Raw genomic sequence first — 22,169 nt, forward strand, 5'->3', positions numbered from 1 at the left:
GGGGGCCGACCATGCGTGCGCCCACCCGCCGCGACGCCCTGCGTCTGCTCGGACTCGCTCCCCTCGCCCTCGCGGCGCAGGCCGATCCGGTGCCGCCGATCCGCGACCAGGGCATCGGCGGCACCGGCGCCCGCCCGACCCCGCCGCCCGGTGACGGCACCGAGGAGACCGGCGACCGCGGTATCGGCGGCACCGGCGTGATCGGGACGATTCGCCGTTTCGGCTCCATCGTCGTCAACGACCTGCGCATCGCCTACCCGAAGGACGTCGCCGTACGCATCGACGGGGCACCGGCCTCGGTCTCCGACCTCAGAATCGGCCATGTGGTCCGTGTCGTGGCCCATGCGGACGGACGCGCGCTCTCCACCCGCCGCATCGACGTCACCAGCGAGGTGGTCGGCCCCGTCGAGGCAATCGGCAAGGGGACGCTGACCGTCCTCGGTCAGCGCGTCACGCTGCCGGCGGCCCAGGCGGGACGCTGGAAGACGGGCGACCGCGTCGCCGTGAGCGGCCTGCGCCGGCCCGACGGTGTGGTGGTGGCTAGCCTGATCGAGCCCCGCAGCACCGGCCCGGCCCGGGTCGCGGGGCGCATCCGGCGCGGCGCCGAAGGCCGCGCGATGATCGGGGACCTGACGCTGCTCGGCGTCGATCCGCAGCATGTCGGCCGCCGCGCCACGGTGATCGGAGAGGCGAGCGGCCCGAACCTCACCGTTGCCCGGGTGGACGAGGCCCGCGCCCTGTTCGTGCCGGGCCTGCGGCGCGTATCCATCGAGGCCTATGTCGGCCGCAACGGGCGCGGCCTGCATCTCGGCTCCGGCTTCGACGTCTCGGGCGCCGCCGTTGCCGACCTTCCCCGGCGGGGGAGCGTGCGCGCCATCGTGACGGCGGAACCGGGGCTCGACGGCAGACTCACCGTGGAGCGTCTGCGTATCGACGCACGCGGGACCGAACGCCCGGCCATGCCCGAGCGACCGGCCCTTCCTGAGGGCGGATCACGTGGAAGCGCCCCGCGCTTCGACGGTGGGACTCCCGGCGGGCCGCCGCACCTGGACATCGATAGGCGGTCGCCCGGTGGCGCCGGCCCTGGCGCGTTCGGCCCCGGTCATGGCGGCTTCGGCGGTGAACGCGGAAGCGGTTTCGGCGGAGGACCCGGCGGCGGATTCGGGGGTGGGCCCGGCGGCGGACTCGAACGACCCGGCGGCTTCGGCCGGGGGCCGGGCGGGTTCGGCGGCGGTTCCGGCGGACCGGGGGGCCGCTGACCGAGCCGGTCCCGCGTTCGTTCGGTTCGCTACGTCGGCACACCCAGCCCCGGGCCGAGTCGCGTGCGACAGCGCTTGAGGCTGGCGAAGGCGGCGCCGGAATCACGCGCGAGGTGGATGAGGGGCCCGATCTGTCCGGGCGCGCGGATCACCGCCGCGAGGACGCCCCAGATATCGGGCTCGCCGTTCGGCTTCAGCGCTTTGGCGGCGAAGGCCGGGATGGCACGGGTGGCGGGATCGCACACGATGCGCAGGGCCGCGAAAGGCAGCCCATGCCGCTCCGCGAAGGCGACGGCGACGTGGGATTCCATGTCGACGGCGGCGCAGCCCGTCGCCGCCCGCAATGCGGCCTTGTCGGCGACCTCGAGGACGGCGTCATCGACGCCCGCGAGCGGAGCGGAGCGCAAGCGCAGGCCCGATCCGGCGAGCAGGCCGAGCAGCGTGTTCGCGATGAACGGATCGGCGGCGTGACTGCGGCCGGCATGGACGATGGACGTGGCGACCAGCACGTCGCCGGGCCGCGCGTCGTGATCGAGGCCGCCGGCAATGCCGATGCTGACGACGGCTCGGCACCCGGGCTCGCCCCGTGCGGCGAGAAGGGCGCGGAGGCGGGCGGGATTACCGCCCGCACCGATGGCCTCGACCCCCGGTCCGGCCGCGAGGCGCGCCTCCTTCGCGAGGCCCGTCACGGCCAGGACGGGATGAGATCTTGTATCCGAGGCCATGACGCGGGTCCGCTCGCCTCACATCCCGAAGGCGACCGTCCGGGTGTTGCTGCGCTTCAGGTTGCGGTAGCGGGCCATGGCCCAGAGCGGGAAGAACTTCGGGTAGCCGTGGTAGCGCAGGTAGAACACCCGCGGGAAGCCGGTGGCGGTGTAGCGTTCCTCGGACCAGAACCCGTCCGCCCCTTGCGTCCGCGTCAGGTAGTTGATGCCCCGCGTCACGGCCGGATCGTCGGCCTCGCCCGCCGCCATCAGGGCCAGCAGCGCCCACGCCGTCTGCGAGGCGGTGGAGTAGCCGGGCTCGAAGGCCGGGTCGATCTTGTAGGACGAGGCATCCTCGCCCCAGCCGCCATCCGGGTTCTGGATGCGGATCAGCCAGGCCACGGACTTGCGGATCTCCGGCGAGGCCGGATCGACGTTCGCCGCGTTGAGGGCGCAGAGCACCGACCAGGTGCCGTAGATGAAGTTCATGCCCCAGCGGCCGTACCAAGAGCCGTCCTCCTCCTGATCGTTCAGCAGGTAGGTCACGCCCCGGTCGAGGGCCTTCGAGCTCGCGCGGGTCTCGCCGAGCTGGGACAGCATCGAGACGACGCGGGCGGTCACGTCGGCGGTCGGCGGATCGAGCAGCGCCCCGTGATCCGAGAACGGGATGTGGTTGAGGTAGTGGTGGTTGTTGTCGGCGTCGAACGCCGCCCAGCCGCCGTCGCTCGATTGCAGGCCCTCGACCCATTCGCGGGCGCGGGCGATCGCGTTGGCATAGTCCGGCACGTCGGCCACGAGGCCGCGCTGATGCGTCGCCCGGTCCATGGCCATCACCACGACGGCGGTGTCGTCGAGGTCGGGGAAGTGCGGGTTGGCGTACTGGAAGGCCCAGCCGCCGGGACGCACGTTCGGCCGACCGGCCGCCCAATCGCCCTTGATGTCCAGGACCTGGAGCGGCTTCAGCCAGTCGAGACCGCGCCGGGCCTGGTGCTCGGCTTCCGCTCCGCCGGCCTCCAGGAGGGCGTGGCCGGCGAGCGCCGTGTCCCAGACCGGGGACAGGCAGGGCTGCACGTAGGCCTCGTTCTCCTTGACGACAACGAGCTTCTCGATCGCCTCGCAGGCGATCCGGACCTGCGGGTGGTCCGCCGGGTAGCCGAGCACGTCGTACATCAGCACGGTGTTGACCATGGCGGGGAAGATGGCGCCGAGGCCGTCGTCGCCGTTCAGGCGCTCGCTGACCCAGGCCACCGCCTTGTCGACGGCGCGCGCGCGGCGCTTCTTCGGGAAGTATTCTTGCGTGACCTGGAGCATGCGGTCGATGGCGCCGAAGATCGGCGTCCAGGGCCAGGTCGCATGCGGGCTGCCCGGCCAGGTCCGTACGGTCTGGGGCGGTGCCACGAAGAGTTCGGGAATGCCGATGCCGCGCGGATTCTTGGCGAGCGGCTTCTTCGCCTGGATCACCAGCATGGGAACGATCACGCAGCGCGCCCAGTAGGAGACCTTGTCGAGGTGGAACGGGAACCACTTCGGCAGGTGCATGATCTCCACGGGCATCACCGGCACGGCGCGCCACGGCACCTCGCCGTAGAGCGCGAGCAGGAAGCGGGTGAAGACGTTGGAATTGGCGGCGCCTCCGCGGGAGAGGATGGCCTCGCGAGCGCGGCGCATGTGCGGCGCCTCGATCGAATCGCCGCTCATCTTCAGGGCGAAGTAGGCCTTCACGCTGGCGCTCATGTCGAACGGCCCGTCATGGACCAGCGCCCAGCCGCCGTGCTTGCCCTGCGTGCGGCGCAGGTAGTTACCGATCTTGGCTTCCAGTTCCGCCGGAATCTCGGTGGCCCGGAACTGGTGGAACATGATGTATTCGGACGGGATCGTCGCGTCGGCCTCGAGTTCGAAGCACAGGTGCCCGTCGGCATGCGCCAGGGCCGAGAGGGCCTGGGTCGCGCGCACGACACCGCGCTCGACGTCCTCGAGTGAGATTTCTTGCGTCTTCGGTCGCTGCAGCGCCTCGACCTTCCTGAATGCTTCCCGCATCGTCCTCGCCTCACCGGCTGCCCAGGCAGCCGCCATAACTCACGCCGCGCCGCGTGCCGGTGCCTGTCCACACGTGCCCGTGGAACGGGCGAGCGCGTGGGCGGCCGTCGTTCCCGAACGGATCGCTCCCTCGATCGTCGAAGGCAGGCCGGTCGCGGTCCAGTCGCCTGCCAGGACGAGATTCCGATGGGCCGTCACGGCGCCGGAGCGCCGCGCGGCCTCGGCGGGCGTTGCCGCGAAGGTCGCCCGCTTCTCCTTGACGATCTGCCAGCTTGGCAGTTCCGGTGCAAGTCCAGTCAAGGTCACGATCTCGTCCCAGATCCGACGTCCCAAATCCTCGCGCGGCACATCCAAGAGACGATCCGCACCGCTGATGGTCACGGACAGACGATCCGGATAGGCGAACAGCCATTCGGTCAGTCCATTCACCACGCCGAGAAGTAACGGCGAGCCCGGTGGCGGAACCACAGCGAAGTGCGCGTTGACGATGGAGCGGTGGCTCTGGGGCGCCGGCAGGCCGGGCAGGAGGTCGCTCGCCACCCAGGGCGGCAGGGCGAGGACCACCGAATCATCGGGGCCGAGGCTGATCGATTCGTCGCTGAAGACGAGCCCGTCGATGCGGCCGACGCCGAGCGTCAGGCTGCGCAGGCGGTGGCCGAACCGCAGCGCCGCGCCGCGCCGCTCCAGATAGGCGACGGCCGGATCGACGAAGGCCGCGGAGAGACCGCCCACGGCGACCAGGGGCCGGCAGGCCTTGCCGCCGGCACCCAGGGTCTCGCGCAGGATCGTGGCTGCGAGGCCGGTGTCGCTTTCCTTGGGATCGGTGTTCAGGGCCGCCAGCAGCACGGGATGCCAAAGGCGCTCGTAGAGCGTGCCCCTGCAGGCCATGCTCTCGCCGATGGTGCCGCCCTGGCCAGGCGCCTTCCCAGCGGCGGCCTTGAGGATGCCCAGCGGCGCGAGATAGTCCCGCGCGCTCGTGCCGGGCACCCGGCGGGATGCCTGGAGCACCCACCAGGGTACGCGGCCGGCGTTCGGACGCAGGGTCCAGCGCTCGCCGGTCTTCAGGTCCGCGAACGGGAAAGCGGCCTCGGCCGGTCCGCTCAGCGCACTGTCGGGAGCGCCGATCGTGCGCATGAAGCCGAGCGCCGAGGTATTGCCCGACAGGAGCAGGTGGTTGCCGTTGTCGATGGTCAGGCCGAGGGTCGAATCGTAATAGGAGCGGCAGCGCCCGCCCGCCTGCTTGGCGGCCTCGTGCACGACGACGCGGGCGCCGCGCTCGACGAGGGAGACGGCAGCGGACAGACCGGCGAGCCCCGCGCCGACGACGTGGACCGTTCCTGCCATCAGAGGATTCCGTGCCGCAGGGCGACGCCGAGGAGAGCGAGCTTGCCCGGTTTCACCCGCGCGCGCGGCCTGTCCCAGCCCCGCGCCAGGACGGCGTCGAGATAGAGGCGGTAGGCCGCTGCCATCAGGCGTGGCGCCTTGGTGACCTTGCGCGGGCAGCGGGCGATGATCGCCCAGGTCTCCCGGTAATGGGCCTCGGCCTCGGCCGCGACCTGGGCGCAGACCTCGCCGATGCGCGGATGCGCGACGGCCTGCTGCGGTGTCGGTGCGACGAGGCCGATGGCGGCGAGCTTCTCGCGGGGCAGGTAGAGCCGGTTGCGCTCCGCATCCTCGTCGATGTCGCGCAGGATGTTGGTGAGTTGAAGCGCACGGCCCTCGTGGTGGGCGAGGGCGATGCCCTCCGCCTCCGACACCCCGAAGATCCGCACGGACAGCCGACCGACCGCGCTGGCGACCCGGTCGCAATAGAGGTCGAGGGTGGCTTCGTCGGGGGCGATGATGTCCTCGAAGGCGTCCATCGCCATGCCGTCGATCACGGCCTGGAAATCCGCGCGGAGGAGGCCGTAGCGCTGGATCGGCACGACGAGATCCTGCACCCGCGCGGCGGGACGGCCGGCATAGAGTTCGTCGATGTCGGCGCGCCAGCGGTCGAGTTCCGCCGCCCGGACAGGCGCCGGCCCGCCATCGTCGGCGACGTCATCGACCGCGCGGCAGAAGGCGTAGACGGCGTACATCGCGGTCCGGCGCTCCGGGGGCAGCAGGCGCATCGCCGTGTAGAACGACGAGGACTTCGCCGGCAGGGCGGCGGCCTCCGCGGGTGTCGTCGCCACGGCAGGAGATGCGGTCGCGCTCACGGGCGGCTCCCCGGCGAATTCTTCAGGGCCTGGGCGCGCAGGGTACGGCCGCGGAACGGTCGCCGGCCCAAGGTCGCGACGATGCCGCCGAGTGCCGTCAGGGCAAAAGCGGCCTTGCCGTGATGGACTTTCTCGCTCAGGGGATCGCGCTCCATCAGCCCCTTGCAGAGGACGACGGCGAGGCGGTGGATCGCCGCGATCTCCAGGCTCAGGCGCAGGTCCGCGATGAGGTCAGGCAGGACAGCCCCCTCGTCGAGCAGCCCCATGGTGCGTTCCGCCAACTCGGAAATGACACCGCGCAGGGCCGGCGAGGCCTTGTCGGCCCCGAGTTCGGAGATCGCCGCGCCGTGCCGGTCCAGGGCATCCTGGGGGATGTAGACCCGGTCGATGCTGCGAAAATCCTTCCCGCAATCCTGCAGATGGTTGATGATCTGGAGGGCGGCGCAGATCGCGTCCGAGGAGCGCCAGACCACGCTGCGGTCCTCGCCGTGCACATCGAGCACGTAGCGGCCGACCGGCATCGCCGAGAGCCGGCAATAGGCGATCAGCTCGTCCCAATCGGCATAGCGATTCTTGCGGGCGTCGAGGCGGAAAGCGTCGAGGAGTTCGAGGGCATGCGTCGGTGCCAGCCCGCGCGCGGCGAGTTCCCGGCGCAGGGGCTCGGCAGCCGAATCCGTCGGGCGAGTGCCCGTCAGGTCGTCGGCCAGGGCGTCGAGGAGCTCGATCTTCCGCTCCGGCGTCAGGCCGGTGTGGTCCGCGACATCGTCCCCGGCGCGGACGAAGTCGTAGAACGCCAGAATCGCGCCGCGATGCTTCGGGTGGATGAGGTGGGACGCGACGGGGAAGTTCTCGTCGCGGTAGCCCTTGCCGGTGCGCGCCTCGGTGGCCGTCTGGATCGTCGTGCTCATCGCAGGCGTCCTTCCTGGCGGAACCAAGCGATCGCGTCGGAGAGGCCTTCCGCGTAGGGGCGGGCGGTGTAGCCGAGTTCGGCTCGCGCCTTGGCGTCCGAGAAGAACATCCGGTAGCGGGACATCTTGATGCCGTCGATGGTGGCGAAGGGGGCCTTGCCGGTGAAGCGCGCGATCTGCTCGGAGACATAAGCGATCGGGTAGACCACGGCGCGGGGCAGGTTGACGGTCGGGGGCTTGCGGCCGACCATGCCGGCGATGTCGGCCAGCATCTGTGACAGCAGCACGTTCTCTCCGCCCAGGATGTAGCGCTCGCCGGTCCGGCCGTGTCGCAGGGCCAGCAGGTGCCCGGCGGCGACGTCGTCCACGTGGGCGAGGTTGAGGCCGGTATCGACGAAGGCGGGCATCCGACCCAGTGCTGCTTCCAGGATGATCCGCCCGGTCGGCGTCGGCTTGACGTCGCGCGGGCCGATCGGCGTCGAGGGATTGACGATGACCACCGGCAGGCCGTTGCGGGCCGCCATCTCCTCGACCACGCGCTCGGATACGACCTTGCTGCGCTTGTAGGCGCCGATGGCGGTGCCGGGGGTGAGGGGCCGCGTCTCGTCGGCGGGCGTGCCGTCGTCGTGCGGCTTGATGGTGGCGACGCTGGACGTATAGACGATGCGCTCGATGCCGGCCCGCAGGGCCTCCTCCATCAGGATCACGGCGCCGTCGCGGTTGGTGGCGACGATCTCCTCCGGATCCGGTGCCCAGAGCCGGTAATCGGCGGCCGCATGGACGAGGTAGCGCTGGCCCTGGAGGGCGCGCGCCACGGCGGCGCGGTCGCGCATGTCGCCTTCGACGATCTCGACGTCGGTCCAGGTCAGGTTGGTGCGCGGCGAGGTCGCCCGGATCATGATCCGGACGGGGAAGCCAGCGTGGCGGAAGACGTCGACCAGGGCCGCTCCCAGGAAACCGCTCGCGCCGGTGATGAGAACCGGGCCGGCATCGAACGGGCCGGAAGGGGTCGCCTGTGGCATTTCTCTCGTAAGGGTCAGAGGATCTTGTACGAGCGCCGAGCCCCAAGCGAACGCCGGGCCCGTGGATGGCGCGCTTTTGTCATCGAAACCGCGCACGGACAAGCGCAACGGAGCCACACCCGGGCGGCAAAGCCCGGATGCGGCGCGCGCCTGGGTTGCGGCTCAGGCGAGGCGCAGGCGCCCCGACTGACCGGCCTTCCGCTCTGGGAGGGCGGCCTTGACGGTTTTCAGGATGCCGGCGGCGTCGAGGCCGGCCTCGGCGTACATGGCATCCGGCGTGTTGTGGTCCTGGTAGGTGTCGGGCAGCGTCAGCGTGCGCACCCGGACCCGGCCGGCATCCAGCGCGCCCCGCTCGGCCAGCAGGTGCAGCACCATGGCGCCGAAGCCCCCCACCGAGCCCTCCTCCAGGGTCACCAGGACCTCGTGGCGGCCGGCGAGATCGAGGATCAGCGCCTCGTCCAGGGGCTTGGCGAAGCGCGCATCCGCCACGCTCACCGCGATGCCCTCCGCCTCCAGCGCGTCGGCCGCCTTCAGCGCCTCCGCCATCCGTGTGCCCAGGGCCAGCAGCGCCACCCGCGCCCCCTCGGGCGCCCGCACCATCCGGCCCTTGCCGATCGGCAGCGCGACCCCGCGCTCGGGCAGGTCCACGCCCACCCCCTCGCCGCGCGGGTAGCGCAGGGCGATCGGGCCCGTGTCGTGCGCGTGGGCGGTCGCCACCATGTGCACCAGCTCGGCCTCGTCGGAGGCCGCCATCACCGTCATGTTCGGCAGGCAGCAGAGATAGGCCAAGTCGAAGGCGCCCGCATGGGTCGCCCCGTCCGCGCCCACCAGACCGGCCCGGTCCATGCAGAACCGCACGGGCAGGTTCTGCAGCGCCACGTCGTGCACGACCTGGTCGTAGGCCCGCTGCAGGAAGGTCGAGTAGATCGCCACGAACGGCTTGTAGCCCTCGGTGGCCAGCCCGCCCGCGAAGGTCACCGCGTGCTGCTCGGCGATGCCCACATCGAAGGTGCGCTCGGGGTGCGCCTGGCCGAACAGGTCGATGCCCGTGCCGCCGGGCATCGCCGCCGTGATCGCCACCACCTTGTCGTCGGCATCCGCCGCCTTGATCAGGCTCTCGCCGAACACCCGCGTGTAGGCCGGGGCGTTGGGCTTGGCCTTGGCCTGGACCCCCGAGAGCACGTCGAACTTGACCACCCCGTGGTAGCGGTCGGCGGACGCCTCCGCCGGCGCGTAGCCCTTGCCCTTCTGGGTGACGACGTGGAGCAGGATCGGGCCCTGCTCGGAATCGCGCACGTTCTTGAGCACCGGCAGCAGGTGGTCGAGGTTGTGCCCGTCGACGGGCCCGACATAGTGGAAGCCCATCTCCTCGAACATCGTGCCCGAGCCCACCACCAGGGAGCGGGCGTATTCCTCGGCCGCCGCCGCGCGCTGGTAGATCGCCTTCGGCAGGAGCCGGCCGAGCTGCTTGGCGGTCTCGCGCAGGGACTGGTAGGCGTCACCCGAGGCCAGGCGCGCGAAGTAGGCCGACATGGCGCCGACCGGGGGCGCGATCGACATGTCGTTGTCGTTGAGGATGACGATGAGACGGGATTTCAGCGCGCCGGCGTTGTTCATGGCCTCGTAGGCCATGCCCGCCGACATCGAGCCGTCGCCGATCACCGCGATCATGTTGCGGCGCTTGCCCGCGGCCAAGCCCTTGGCCTTGGCCGACGCCTCGTCGAGGTCGCGCGCCACCGCCATGCCGAGCGCGGCCGAGATCGAGGTCGAGGAGTGCGCCGCACCGAAGGGGTCGTAGACGCTCTCCGAGCGCTTGGTAAACCCCGACAGGCCGCCGGGCTGGCGCAGCGTCCGGATGCGGTCGCGCCGGCCGGTGAGGATCTTGTGCGGGTAGGCCTGGTGCCCGACGTCCCAGACGATGCGGTCGTCGGGGGTGTCGAACACGTGATGCAGCGCCACCGTCAGCTCGACCACGCCCAGCCCCGAGCCCAGGTGCCCGCCCGTGACCGAGACCGCGTCGATCATCTCCGTGCGCACCGCGTCGGCCACCGCCTGCAGCGCGCTCTCCGGCAACAGCCGCAGGGAGGCGGGCTCCGCCAGCCCGTCCAGGATCGCCGTCGCCTCCGAAGAGGCCGGGCTCGCTTGCGTGGTTTCTTGCCGTGACACTGAATCCATACCCGTTCGTTTGCTGGCACCCGTCCGATCCGGCCCACCGGCAGCGCTCTGCGCGGACCGACCCTCGAACGACGCATGCCCCAAGACGAAACCGGGGCCCTTCGATCGCACTTATAACGTCATTGCGCGGCTTTGCCACTTCACGAGGCATCCGGCACAGGCCCGAAGACCACACCGCATCTGCAAAACCCTGCCGAAGACCGGAGGGTGGAACAGAACTTCGAAGCCGAATTGTGACTCCCGAGATGCTGGCGTCGGCGTCGGAAGTCCGGCAGTTAATCGCCCCGTTCGTTCCGATCAACGGTGCGGTCGGCTTTTCCCGTCCGCCGCTCCCGCATCGAGGCAGATGATGTCGTTCCCTCGCCCCCTCTGCGGTCTCGTGCCAATCCTGATTCTGCTGAGCGCGTCCGCCTCGGCCGCGGGTGCGTCCGCGGACCCGTCCCTGGCACGCCGGCATGCCCCCGTCGAGCCTTTCACGTTCCCGTGCGGAACGCCCGGCACCTGCGGCGTGCAGGCCGGCCCGGGCCCGGCCGACCGTGATGTCCGCCCCTTCGAAGGCACCCTCGGCCGTCCCTGCGCCTATCGCACCCGGGCGACGCCCGAGGGAACGCGCAAGGTCCGGGTTTGCTTCTGACCGGCGCACCCTGATGGTCCGCACGCCGATCCTGCTGCTGTCGGTCTGCCTGCTCGCCGCTCCAGCCGGAGCGCGGGCCCAGGATTGCGCCGAATCGTTCGCGGATGGGCACCGACCGGACATCGTCAATTCGAAGCTCGCCGAGCGCGCCGTGCCCCTGTGCTACGACGCCTTCGCCGTGCTCCATTCCGGCGTGTCGCGGACACCGCTCTACGCGGCCGAGCATCTGACGCGGGCGAGTATCGCGGCGGCGCGCCGGGTCGACCGGGTCGACGCCTTCCACGACGAGGATGCGCTACCGGCAACCGATCGCGCGCGCCTGGAGGATTACATCCACAGCGGCTACGACCGTGGCCACATGGCGCCGGCCGGCGACATGCCCACGGGCGCGGCGCAGGCGCAGTCCTTCAGCCTCGCCAACGTCGTTCCGCAGGACCGGGCCCTGAACCGCGGGCTCTGGGCGGCGATCGAGGAGAGCGTGCGGCGCCTCGCAACCCGCCGCGGCAGGCTCTACGTCGTGACCGGGCCGATCTATTCCGGCGATGCGGTCCAGGCGATCAACGGTCGCGTGCTGGTGCCGACCCAGCTCTTCAAGGCGCTCTACGACCCGGCGACGGGCGAGGCGGGCGCCTACCTCGTGGCGAACCGGGACGACCCGCCCTGGCGGGCCGTCTCCCTCGACGCCCTGCGAGAGGCCTCCGGCCTCGACGTATTTCCAAGCCTGGCACCGGCCGTGAAGGCCAGGGCCATGGACCTGCCCGAGCCGCGCACCTATTCCCGGGGGGAGCCCGATGGCGACGAGCGTCCGCGACGCCGCGCGCCTGAACCGGACTCGTTCGAGGCCTGGGCGAAGGCCGAACTGCATCGCGCCCTCCGGCAGCTCTGGCGCGCCGTGATGCGCGCCATCTTCTAGAGGGGTGTCCCGGTGTCGAAGGAAGGTTCGCAGAAGCGCTCCGGAAAGAGCAGGGACGCCTTCGCGCCCTTCGCCGACGACGCGGCGGTGCAGACGATCGGGGGCCTCTCGATCGAGAACGGCACCGACCGGATCGCCCTCCATGGCAGTCTCGACATCACGCGGGACAAGGCGGGCCTGGACAGGGCCAGGGCGCTCGCCGCGACGCTCGCTGCAATCGTGGCGGCCCTGGAGGGGGAGCCGTTGCCCGATGCCGTCGCGGAGGCCGTGCGGCCGGCCGAGACGGTGAAGAACCCCTTCGCCTGAGAACGGGAGCCTGCGCCCCTCTCCGGCGACCGTTCCTGACGTCCCCGTTCTTGCCGGTCGGTCGCCGCCCTGATACTCCGGCGCAACACTCTCACGCGAAGCGGTGCGACGACGGCGAGCGCCCGATGTCCGCCCGCATTGGCGCATTCCGCGCGGCACGCCGGCCGGCACGAACCGGTGCAGCCGCGGGGCCACGCACACGACGATTCCGATGGTCGAGGCGCAGGGCGCGCCGGACCGCCGACACGACAGGGATACCACCATGGCGCGCGAATTCATCTACCACATGAAGGGTCTGACCAAGACCTATTCGGGTGGCAAGAAGGTCCTCGATAACATCAACCTGTCCTTCTACCCGGACGCCAAGATCGGCGTCCTAGGCATCAACGGCTCGGGCAAGTCGACCTTGCTCAAGATCATGGCCGGCATCGACAAGGACTGGACCGGCGAGGGCTTCGTCGCGCAGGGCGCGCGGGTCGGCTACCTGCCGCAGGAGCCGCAGCTCGATCCGAACAAGTCCGTGCGCGAGAACGTCATGGAGGGCGTCGCCGAGAAGCAGGCGCTCCTCGACCGCTACAACGAACTCGCCATGAACTACTCCGACGAGACGGCGGACGAGATGACCGCCCTCCAGGACCAGATCGAGGCCAAGAATCTCTGGGAGCTGGATTCCAAGGTCGACCAGGCCATGGAGGCTCTGGGCTGCCCGAGCGACGAGCAGCCGGTCGCGACCCTCTCGGGCGGCGAGCGCCGCCGCGTCGCCCTTTGCAAGCTGCTGCTCTGGGAGCCGGAACTCCTGCTCCTCGACGAGCCGACCAACCACCTCGACGCCGAGACGGTGAACTGGCTCGAAGGCCACCTGCGCCAGTACCCGGGCGCGATCCTGATCGTGACCCACGATCGCTACTTCCTCGACAACGTCACCGGCTGGATCCTCGAACTCGACCGGACCCGTGGCTACCCCTACGAGGGCAACTACTCGGCCTGGCTGGTACAGAAGCAGAAGCGGCTCCAGCAGGAAGGCCGCGAGGACATGGCACGCCAGCGCGCGATCAACCGCGAGCAGGAGTGGATCGCCGCCTCGCCGAAGGCGCGCCAGTCGAAGTCGAAGGCCCGCATCACCCGCTACGAGGAGCTGGTGGCGAAATCCCAGGACAAGATCGACGCCTCGGCGCAGATCGTCATCCCGATCGACGAGCGGCTCGGCAACAACGTCATCGAGTTCGAGCACCTCAACAAGGCATTCGGCGACCGCCTGCTGATCGAGGACCTGTCCTTCAAGCTCCCGCCGGGTGGCATCGTCGGCGTGATCGGTCCCAACGGTGCCGGCAAGACGACCCTGTTCAAGATGATCACCGGTGTGGAAAAGCCGGACGGCGGCACCATCTCCGTCGGCGAGACCGTCCATCTCGGCTACGTCGACCAATCGCGCGACGCGCTCGATCCGAACGCCACGGTCTGGCAGGAGGTCTCGGGCGGCAACGACATCATCTATTTCAACAAGCGCGAGATCAATTCCCGCGCCTACTGCGCCGCCTTCGCCTTCAAGGGTTCCGACCAGCAGAAGAAGGTCGGCACCCTCTCGGGCGGTGAGCGCAACCGCGTCCATCTCGCCCGGACCCTGAAGGGCGGGGCGAACGTGCTCCTCCTCGACGAGCCCACCAACGACCTCGACATGGAGACCCTGCGGGCGCTCGAAGAGGCGCTGGAGGATTACGCGGGCTGCGCCGTGATCATCAGCCACGATCGCTGGTTCCTGAACCGCATCGCCACCCACATCCTCGCCTTCGAGGGCGAGAGCCACGTCGAGTGGTTCGAGGGCAACTTCTCGGATTACGAGGAGGACAAGAAGCGTCGCCTCGGCGCCGATTCGCTGATGCCGAAGAAGATCAAGTACAAGAAGTTTTCGCGGTAAGACGGTCATCCGGCGCCCGTTCTCCCGAAGGACGGGCGCCGGATCAGGCCCGGGCGCTCAGCGCTAGGGCATCCTTTAAATCGCGCACGTCCGTGAGCTTACGGCCGCGGCGGCGCAGACCCTTGAGCAGCTCCCGGTCCGGGAACGGGCAATAGGGCAGGATCGGCGCGATCGTCCCGGCGCAGAGGCGGCCATCCGCGAGGTCCGCGAGGGCTTTGTCGATCAGCACCCGCCCGTGCTCGTGCAGCACCACCGAGGCACGGGTCGCCGTCGTGTCCCCAGGCAGGCGCACGGCCTCCTGCGCCAGGATCGCCCCGGCATCGATCGTCACCGCGAGGCGATGGATCGTGACTCCGAAGGCCGGTTCGGCCTCGGCCAGCGCATGGATGGTCGGCACCGGCCCGCGATGGCGCGGCAGGAGGCCGGGATGGACGTTCAGGCCCCCGAGGGGGGCCCGCGCCAGGGTCGCGCCCGAAAGAATCTGGTCGAAGTGGAAGGTCACGATGAGGTCGGGGGCGTGCCGTTCGAAGGCCTGCCCGACATCCGCGCCGTTGACGTCGTCGACCTTCAGGGTCGGGATGCCGAGACTTCGGCAGAGCGCTTTCAGGGGCATCGCCCCGGTGCCGGCTCCGGTCAGACGGCGCGCCAGCGGCGAGACCGGCGCAAGGAGATCGGGCAGTCCGAAATTGACGCCGAGATAGGGCAGGATCGCGGGGCCTGAGCGCGCGAGATGCCGCCGGATCTGCCCGGTCAATCCGCCCGAACTCGGCCGCTCGGCATTGGACAGGCCCACGAAGGCGATCTCGGCGGCGTGGTCCGTCACGAAGCGGCGGACGGCGCGGGCGTTCGGCAGGGCCTCCAGCGCGAGCAGCGCGAGGCGCGGGCGCCTCACCGGCCGACCCGGATCTTGAACTTGAACCCGCTCATCCCGAGGCGGCGCAGGGATTCCGGCAAGAGAGCCGCGCCACGAGCGGCGGCGGCGAGGATCCACGGAAAGGCGACGATGTCCCGGTCCCGGGCGAGACCGCGCGCGATGCGGGCGGCGGCGTCCTGCGCGCTGATCTCCAGGGGACGCCAGCCCTGGTACTCGCTGCCCATGGCGGTCTTCACGTAGCCCGGCGTCACCACGTTGACGCGAACGCCGTACGGTTTCAGCTTCTCGCGCAAGGCCAGACCGTGGGCGAGGAGGGCGGCCTTGGTGCCGCTATAGGCGGGCGCGTCGGGAAGCGGCGCGAAGGCTGCCAGCGAGGAAACGAGGGCGATCTGTCCGCCCCCACGGGCCCGCATCAGCGTCGCGCAGGGCAGGGCGACGTTGAGGGCACCCACGAGGTTCACGTCCACCGTCTCGAAGGCCATGGCCTCGGTCTCGACGTCGCCCCCCGGGTCGCCGCCGTTGATCGCCGCGTTGACGATGACAAGGTCGATCGGCCGCTGAGCATCGAGGTCCCTGAGCCAGGCGGCGATCGCGGGCCGGTCCCGGACGTCGAGGCGCTCGGTTTCGACATGGGCACCCCGGTCGCGACACGCCTGCGCCACGGCCTCGAGGCGGGGTGCGTCCCGACCATGCAGGATCAGGGTTGCGCCGGGCTGGGCATAGTGCCGGGCGAGGGCGGCGCCGATTCCGCTCGACGCGCCGGTGATCAGGGTGACGGACATCGCGTCTGCTAGCCCGGCCGCGCGGCCCGGATCAATAGACCGGCGCGAGTTCCTGGGTCGGCTCGGCTTCCGCGCGGACCGCCGACGCGGCGGCGAGGGCCGCGGCGGGGAGGGCGGCTTCCAGGCGCGGGATCGTGCCCGCCACGGCACGCGCGATGGCCGGACGCGAGAAGAAGCCTCCGTTCACCTGCGAGCGGTGCAGCACCACGCGTCGGAAATCCGACATCAGCTCGGGGTCCGGCGGGGTCGGCGCGGTCCAGAACGTGTTGATCCCGCCCTGGTGGGTCAGGCCCGCCATGTTGTAGATCGCGCTGCCGGCCGCATAGGTCGGCCGACCGAGTTCGAGGGAGAGCATGCCGACCGTGCTGTTCACCAGCACGACGCCCCGGCTGCCGGCAATCAGCCGGGGCAGGTCGCCGCCGTCGATGATGTCGAGGCGGTCGTTCACGCCGTGGCGCTTGGCCGAGTGCCGGGCATAGCGGCGCCAGTTGATCAGGCCGCTGTCGAGGGGATGCAGCTTGATGAGCAGTCGGGTCGGCGCCTGCGAATGGGCGGCGAAGGACGCGATGGTCCGGTCCATGAAGGCCTCGACCCCGAGGAAGGGGGAATGCACACGGATCTGGAAGTCGCTGTCGAGTTGCAGAGGCAGGAGGAAGTAGTCCGCCGCGATGGCCTTGTAGGCCTCGTTGAGATGCGCCGCGTCCCGCCGGGTCCGGGACCGGCGTGAGAACTTCCGGATCCAGCCCGCATATTCCACCGCGATGTGGTGCGGCCGGTGCGAGCGGAAATGCGGGAAGAAGTACGGAAAGCCGAAATTCGCGATGTTGTAGGCCACGTCCCAGATGCTGCGGCGCGCCATGTCGCCGCTGGAGGGCATGGCCCGGCCCGGCTGGGGCAGGCGGCGGGCGACGGCTCGGATCTCGTCCGCGGTCTTCGGCAGCGGCGAGTGGCCGTTCACGCCGCCGAGTTCGCAGGTGATCCAGTTCGGCCGCAGGTAGCCCTCTTCGAAGACGTGCAGGCGGACGCCGAACGGCTCGGCGGCAGCGGTGGCCGCCACGTGGTAGGGCCGGCAATCCCCGAACAGGATGATGTCGGTGATGCCGTGGCGGCGGATATAGGCCGCGACGTAGGCGCCCCAATCGGCGAAGGTGCCGCGATAATTGTCGGAAGAGAGACGCCAGAACAGCCAGTCGCCGGTCGAGAAGTTGATGCGCCGGACGTTGTGCCCGCGGGCCTTCAGCGCGCTGCCGAGGTCCGCGAAGAACGGGGAGGCAATCCCCTGGAGGAAGAGAAAGGTCGCTGGTCCATCGCGGTGCGTCTCTGCGAAGGGCTGAAGCATTCCTGGGACGCCTGCTCCTGCGCCCGCACAACATGCGGGCCGCCTGCCACGGGAGATTCCGTGGCACGGGACTCACATCCCAGCAATTGGGCGGAGATGGGGCTGCACAGGATTTTCGCGCCCCTGTGGTCTCTATGCAACAAAGTCATCCACAGATGCGTCCCGTTGATTGGTCCTGTCCAGCGGAACGGCAGAATGTTCGAGGCTGTCTCACAACGCGTCACGGGAAGGTGGTAAGGCAGCATCCAGTCGCCTCCACGCCACGGGACCATGCCTCCGAACCTGCCGCCAACGCTCTTTTCCACGGGCCGGACCATCCGAGCCCTGCGCGGGCAGACCGAGCGGGCAACCGGATCGTCCTTCGTAGCGCCCTGGCGCTCCGGGTCGGTCCCGGTCCTGTGGGGGCGGAACGGGTTGGGGCGGGTGGCATCCCGGCTGGGCCGGCCAGCCCTGGTGGTCGAGCCGGGGCCGCTGCTGTCGCCCTACGACACGCCGCGGACCGGTCTGGCGAGCCTGCGCTTCACCTGGCGCGACGCCCCGTTCGGCGAGAGCCCGGTCGACCTCGCGGCACTTCGGGCGCTCCGCGTCTTCGGGCGGAACCGGTTCGGGCGCCTTGACGCGAAGGCGGTGAGCGACCTGCTGGGCGGCCTCGTCGCGCCCTCCCTCGTCCTGGTCGAGGACTCCCTCGCGCGATCTCCCGCCCGCCTCGGTGGATATCTCCAGGCCGTGGCGCGCCGCTTTCCGGACGAAGACTTCGTGGTGGCCGGGAGCGAGGGATGTCCGGCGTTCCTCAAGGTGCCGTCGCCGCGCCTGCGGATCGTCAGCCGTCCCGTCGATCCCTGGGCCCTGTTTCCGCGCGTTCGGCGCGTCCTCGTATCGGACTGGGCCTTCGCCTGTGAGGCCCGGCTCACCGATGTGGAGGTCGTCTGCCTGGACGGCACGGAGGCGCCCCCGGCGGCAGAGCTCGCACGGCGTCGCTACGGGGCCGGCCTGCACTACTTCGATCCCTGGACGCAGGCGCCGATCCCCTTCGTCGAATGCCTCGACCGCGTGGCGTGGCTGCGTGACCGCTTCGCCGAGAACGACAGGCCCACGGTTCTCGTGGGCATCTCGCGCTGGAAGCGGCCCGCCCTCGACGTGTTCATGCGGGGACCCTACGGCGATCCGGTGCACACCATGACGGCCGAGGATGCCGTGGCCGACGCGCTTCTCCGGCAGGGCCGGATCCTCGCCTGGGCCACCCGGATGCCGGAGCGCCTCCCGACCCTCTGCGCCGAGGAAGGGATTCCTCTGGCGCGGATGGAGGACGGGTTCCTGCGCTCGGTGGGTCTCGGTGCGAGCCTGCAGCCGGGCGCGTCCATCGTGGTCGACGATCGCGGCATCTACTACGATCCGCGCACCGAGAGCCGCCTCGCCCTCATCCTGCGTGACACCACCTTCACGCCGGAGGTGGTGGCCCGGGCGCGGGCCTTGCGCGAGAGCGTGGTCGCGCGTCGCCTGAGCAAGTACAATGTCGGCCTCACCGGCGATGCCGGGACCTGGCCGACCGACCGGCGCATCGTGCTGGTGCCGGGGCAGGTCGAGGACGACGCCTCGGTGATGCACGGCTCCCCGGTCGTGCGCTCGAACCGCGCCCTTCTGCAGGCGGCGCGGACACGCAACCCCCACGCGTTCCTCCTCTACAAGCCGCATCCCGACGTCGAGGCCGGTTTTCGCCCGGGGGCGATCCCGGAAGACGAGGCGCTCGGCCTCGCCGACCGGATCGTCGGCGGGCTCTCCATCGTCGATCTCCTCGACCGCGCCCACCACGTGGAGACGATGACGTCGCTCGCCGGATTCGAGGCGCTGATCCGGGGCCTGACCGTCGCGGTCCATGGGCGCCCGTTCTACGCGGGCTGGGGCCTGAGCGAGGATCTGGCGCCCGGCGCCGACCGTGGGCGCCGCCTCGCCCTCGACGAGCTGGTGGCCGGCACCCTCCTGCTCTACCCACTCTACCTCGATCCGGTGGCGATGAAGCCGTGCTCGGCCGAGCAGCTCCTCGACCGACTCTCGGCGGCCCGGGACGCCGCCGGCCCGACGCGCCTCGCGCTCAGCGGACCCGCGCACCTGATCATGCGCGCCCGCTACGCCGTCCTGAACCCGCTCGTCCGACGGCTCCGGCGCAAGCGCGGCGTTCCCCGGGCCGAGGAACCGAGGCGCTGAATCCCGCGATGCTGCTGCTCACATCGCTCGGCCTCGCCCTGGCGCTCTGCCTCGTCATCGAGGCCATCGAGGGCGGCTCGGTCCGCCCGGTCAGTGTACGCCCGGCCGACTTGGCCATCCGCTTCCTCGGCTACGCCCTGGTGATGGCGTTCTGGTTTCAGTTCTCCTGGCGGCCCTGGCTGGCGGGCGCCTCCTGCGTGCTCACCGTGCTCATCCTCACCGTCATCAGCCGCCTGAAGCGCGCCATCATCGGCGAGCCCCTGGTGTTCAGCGATTTCGCCCTGCTGCGGCAGGTCCCCCGGCACCCCGAGCTCTACTACACCCGCCCCTTGACCGACCCCCGCATGGCCGGGCCGATCCTCGCCGCCCTCGTGGTCGTCGGCGCCTGGTACGCGATCGAGCCGTCGATCCTACCGGTCGAGCCCAGCGTCGCCGTACTGGCGCTGTTCGCCCTGCCGTTCGGCCTGGCGACCCTGGTGGCACTCTCCGCCGAAGGCCCGGCGGCCCGCGCCCTGGCGCGGCTGTTCCCGGCTCCGGCCCTCGCGTCGGATGTCGCCCGCTTCGGCCTGCCCGCCACGATCATCGGATACGCCCTGCGCTGGCGGGCTCTGCGGCGCAGGGAAGCGGCACCCCCGCCTCCTCGGGGCGTTCCCGGCGGAGATCGCGTGCTGGTCGTGGTGCAGCTCGAATCCTTCGTCGATCCGCGGCGCCTCGGCGGCCCGCCGCTGCCGCTGATGGACCTGATCCGGCGTCGCGCCGCCCAGTATGGGCGCCTCCGCGTCCCCGCGCACGGGGCCTACACCATGCGCACCGAGCACGCCGTCCTGACCGGGCGCGACGCCGAGGACCTCGGCTTCGGCCTCTTCGACCCCTACCTGACCCATGGCGGGCGCGAACCCGAGAGCCTGCCCGCCCGCGCCCACGAGGCCGGATTCGAGACCCTGTTCGTGCATCCCTTCCATCGCGACTTCTTCAACCGGGCGGAGGTCGTGACGCGCCTCGGCTTCGATCGCCTGATCATGGAGGAGGCGTTCGGCGACGCGCCGCGGGTCGGGCCCTACGTGGCCGACCTCGCCCTCGCGGAGCGGGTGCTGGCGGAGGTGCGGGGGCGTTCGGCGCCGCTCTTCCTATTCTGCGTCACCATGGAAAACCACGGGCCCTGGAAGCCGGGCCGCCTGCCGGGGATCGACGATCCCCTGGCACAGTACCTTACGCATGTGGAGAACACCGGGCGGGCCGTGGAACATCTCGTCGCCGGACTCGAAGAGCTCGACGCCATCCTCTGCGTGTTCGGCGACCATGCGCCCGCGCTACCGAACTGCCGTCCAGGCTTCGGGGACACGGCGACGGATTACGCGATCTTCCGGTTCGGAGCGGCCCGTGCCGCCGCGCCGTTGCGGCGCGATCTAAGCGCCGATGCCCTCGGCCGCCAGCTTCGCGGATGCCTCGCGGCGGACACCGGCGCCTGAAGCGTGGCTTTGCCACAATGGTGTCCGACAGGAGCGGTAGACCCCAGGCCTTAGGAAGGCTTTCTTGAACGTGTGGACGACCCGTTAAACCGATCGCAGCGTTTGCGTGCTATCCGGTCGGCGGCGGCCCCTCGCGTGGTCGTCCGGCGGTCCCTCGACTGCTTCCCGGTGGCGCCCGCGCGGGCACATCGGCGCAATAGAAGTGATGCTGGCGCCGTCCGCGCGCCTCGAGCCATGCGGGCGTCGTCGCCGGGTCGTCGCGTCGCGCGGCTCCGGCTTGTGGGAGAGTGACAATGATTCGCAACGCGAGCCTCGCGGCCCTGGCAGCGTGCCTCGTCTCCGGCTGTTCGTCGATCCTGCCTGCGGCGGGACCGACGACCAGCGCGGTCGTGGAGGGGGCGGACGTCTCGACGAGCGAGGGCACGTTCGCCCGCTACGAGATCGTGGACCTGTCTGCGGCCACGGTGGAGGCCCTGCGCGGGCGCGCCCTGGACAGCCTGCTGGCCTCGTTCGGCGACAAGCGCCCGGCGCTGGAGCCCGTGATCGGGGTGGGCGACTTCGTGGCGGTGTCGGTCTGGGAGGCGGGCTCGGGCGGCCTGTTCTCCGGGCCCCTGGTGGCCGACCGCTTCTCGGCCGGCTCCAAGTCCGCCCTCATCCCCGAGCAGGTCGTGCCCCGCGACGGGGCCATCACCGTGCCGTATGCCGGGCGCATCCAGGTGGCCGGGCGCCGCCCGCAGGACGTGCAGGGCCTCATCGAGACCGAACTGGCCGGCAAGGCCATCCAGCCCCAGGTGCTGGTCTCGGTGACCAAGTCCGTCTCCCAGACCGTCACGGTCACGGGCGAGGTCACCGCCGGCGCCCGCGTGCCGCTCTCGGGCAAGGGCGACCGCCTCCTCGACGTGGTGGCCACCGCCGGGGGCGTGCGCGCCCCCGTCAGCGAGACCTTCGTGCGCCTCTCGCGCGGCAACCAGACCGCCACCGTGCCCCTGACCACGGTGGTGTCGAACCCGGCCGAGAACATCTTCCTGCGCCCGGGCGACACCCTGACCCTGGTGCGCGATCCCCAGACCTTCCTGGCGGTGGGCGCGCTCGGCAACGCCAGCGAGATCCCGTTCCAGGCCGAGGGCATCACCCTGGCCCAGGCCCTGGCCAAGGCCCGCGGCCTGTCCGACTTCCAGGCCGACCCCGCCGGCACCTTCATCTTCCGCTTCGAGCCGGCCGCCGTGGTGCGCCGCCTCAAGCCCGGCAGCCCGCTGCTGGGCACGCCCCTGGTGCCGGTGGTCTACCGGATCAACATGCGCGACCCCAACAGCCTGTTCCTCACCCAGGCCTTCCGCATGCGCAACCGCGACCTCGTCTACGTCTCCAACGCCCCCTTCACCGAGGTCCAGAAGGTCCTCTCCGTCTTCTCCACCGTCACCGCCCCCGTCTC

At 70.7% G+C, this 22,169-nt stretch carries 17 protein-coding genes; 7 read left to right on the forward strand and 10 right to left on the reverse strand.

Going from position 1 to position 22,169, the window contains the following annotated elements:
• The first annotated feature begins 11 nt into the window (after window positions 1-11).
• A complete protein-coding gene (locus tag MKK58_RS07500) occupies window positions 12-1,259 on the forward strand; it encodes a DUF5666 domain-containing protein (protein ID WP_243911466.1) in 1,248 nt (415 codons plus the stop codon).
• 29 nt (window positions 1,260-1,288) lie between these two features.
• On the opposite strand, the gene MKK58_RS07505 is transcribed toward MKK58_RS07500, so the two are convergent.
• The 7 genes from MKK58_RS07505 to dxs all read right to left on the reverse strand — a co-directional run bounded on the left by MKK58_RS07505 (window position 1,289) and on the right by dxs (window position 10,303).
• Window positions 1,289-1,984, reverse strand: coding sequence for a phosphorylase (locus MKK58_RS07505; RefSeq protein ID WP_243911467.1), 696 nt, complete (start codon window positions 1,982-1,984; stop codon window positions 1,289-1,291).
• Window positions 1,985-2,002: 18 nt separating this feature from the next.
• Window positions 2,003-4,000 (reverse strand): squalene--hopene cyclase, encoded by a 1,998-nt coding sequence (gene shc / locus MKK58_RS07510; RefSeq protein WP_243911468.1) that lies wholly within the window; start codon window positions 3,998-4,000, stop codon window positions 2,003-2,005.
• Between the two features lie 39 nt (window positions 4,001-4,039).
• Window positions 4,040-5,344, reverse strand: coding sequence for a hydroxysqualene dehydroxylase HpnE (hpnE, locus tag MKK58_RS07515; RefSeq protein WP_243911469.1), 1,305 nt, complete (start codon window positions 5,342-5,344; stop codon window positions 4,040-4,042).
• The gene (gene hpnD / locus MKK58_RS07520; RefSeq protein WP_243911470.1) at window positions 5,344-6,198 is read right to left on the reverse strand and encodes a presqualene diphosphate synthase HpnD; all 855 of its coding nucleotides are present in this window, start codon (window positions 6,196-6,198) and stop codon (window positions 5,344-5,346) included. The genes hpnE and hpnD overlap by 1 nt, the downstream gene beginning before the upstream one ends.
• Window positions 6,195-7,106: a squalene synthase HpnC gene (gene hpnC, locus MKK58_RS07525; RefSeq protein ID WP_243911471.1), complete on the reverse strand. Its 912-nt coding sequence runs from the start codon at window positions 7,104-7,106 to the stop codon at window positions 6,195-6,197. Before hpnC ends, hpnD begins: the two co-directional genes overlap by 4 nt.
• Window positions 7,103-8,128 carry a hopanoid-associated sugar epimerase gene (gene hpnA, locus MKK58_RS07530; protein WP_243911472.1) on the reverse strand — a complete coding sequence of 342 codons (1,026 nt, stop codon included), beginning with the start codon at window positions 8,126-8,128 and terminating at the stop codon, window positions 7,103-7,105. The genes hpnC and hpnA overlap by 4 nt, the downstream gene beginning before the upstream one ends.
• Before the next feature lie 162 nt (window positions 8,129-8,290).
• A complete protein-coding gene (gene dxs, locus MKK58_RS07535; RefSeq protein WP_243911473.1) occupies window positions 8,291-10,303 on the reverse strand; it encodes a 1-deoxy-D-xylulose-5-phosphate synthase in 2,013 nt (670 codons plus the stop codon).
• Between the two features lie 647 nt (window positions 10,304-10,950).
• Between dxs and MKK58_RS07540 the strand changes: the two genes are divergently transcribed.
• The 3 genes from MKK58_RS07540 to ettA all read left to right on the forward strand — a co-directional run bounded on the left by MKK58_RS07540 (window position 10,951) and on the right by ettA (window position 14,071).
• Window positions 10,951-11,850 carry a DNA/RNA non-specific endonuclease gene (locus MKK58_RS07540; protein ID WP_243911474.1) on the forward strand — a complete coding sequence of 300 codons (900 nt, stop codon included), beginning with the start codon at window positions 10,951-10,953 and terminating at the stop codon, window positions 11,848-11,850.
• 12 nt (window positions 11,851-11,862) lie between these two features.
• Window positions 11,863-12,156 carry a hypothetical protein gene (locus MKK58_RS07545; protein WP_243911475.1) on the forward strand — a complete coding sequence of 98 codons (294 nt, stop codon included), beginning with the start codon at window positions 11,863-11,865 and terminating at the stop codon, window positions 12,154-12,156.
• A 262-nt stretch (window positions 12,157-12,418) separates the two neighbouring features.
• Window positions 12,419-14,071: an energy-dependent translational throttle protein EttA gene (gene ettA, locus MKK58_RS07550; protein ID WP_238281025.1), complete on the forward strand. Its 1,653-nt coding sequence runs from the start codon at window positions 12,419-12,421 to the stop codon at window positions 14,069-14,071.
• A 43-nt stretch (window positions 14,072-14,114) separates the two neighbouring features.
• On the opposite strand, the gene MKK58_RS07555 is transcribed toward ettA, so the two are convergent.
• Genes MKK58_RS07555 through MKK58_RS07565 form a run of 3 tightly spaced genes read right to left on the reverse strand, consistent with a single transcriptional unit; the run spans window position 14,115 to window position 17,066 of the window.
• Window positions 14,115-14,963 (reverse strand): formyltransferase family protein, encoded by an 849-nt coding sequence (locus MKK58_RS07555; protein WP_243911476.1) that lies wholly within the window; start codon window positions 14,961-14,963, stop codon window positions 14,115-14,117.
• Complete coding sequence (locus MKK58_RS07560; RefSeq protein WP_243911477.1) at window positions 14,960-15,727, reverse strand: SDR family NAD(P)-dependent oxidoreductase; 768 nt, start codon at window positions 15,725-15,727, stop codon at window positions 14,960-14,962. Before MKK58_RS07560 ends, MKK58_RS07555 begins: the two co-directional genes overlap by 4 nt.
• A gap of 31 nt (window positions 15,728-15,758) precedes the next feature.
• Window positions 15,759-17,066 carry a capsule biosynthesis protein gene (locus MKK58_RS07565; protein ID WP_243911478.1) on the reverse strand — a complete coding sequence of 436 codons (1,308 nt, stop codon included), beginning with the start codon at window positions 17,064-17,066 and terminating at the stop codon, window positions 15,759-15,761.
• A gap of 270 nt (window positions 17,067-17,336) precedes the next feature.
• On the opposite strand from MKK58_RS07565, the gene MKK58_RS07570 reads away from it, so the two are divergent.
• The 3 genes from MKK58_RS07570 to MKK58_RS07580 form a co-directional block, all read left to right on the forward strand.
• Window positions 17,337-19,268 carry a capsular biosynthesis protein gene (locus tag MKK58_RS07570; RefSeq protein WP_409565208.1) on the forward strand — a complete coding sequence of 644 codons (1,932 nt, stop codon included), beginning with the start codon at window positions 17,337-17,339 and terminating at the stop codon, window positions 19,266-19,268.
• Between the two features lie 8 nt (window positions 19,269-19,276).
• Window positions 19,277-20,737: an LTA synthase family protein gene (locus tag MKK58_RS07575; protein ID WP_243911480.1), complete on the forward strand. Its 1,461-nt coding sequence runs from the start codon at window positions 19,277-19,279 to the stop codon at window positions 20,735-20,737.
• A gap of 293 nt (window positions 20,738-21,030) precedes the next feature.
• Window positions 21,031-22,169, forward strand: a 1,139-nt coding sequence (locus MKK58_RS07580; RefSeq protein WP_243911481.1) for a polysaccharide biosynthesis/export family protein, incomplete at its 3' end; no start/stop codon positions are given.

Source organism: Methylobacterium sp. J-078, from assembly GCF_022829285.1.
Taxonomy (GTDB): domain Bacteria; phylum Pseudomonadota; class Alphaproteobacteria; order Rhizobiales; family Beijerinckiaceae; genus Methylobacterium.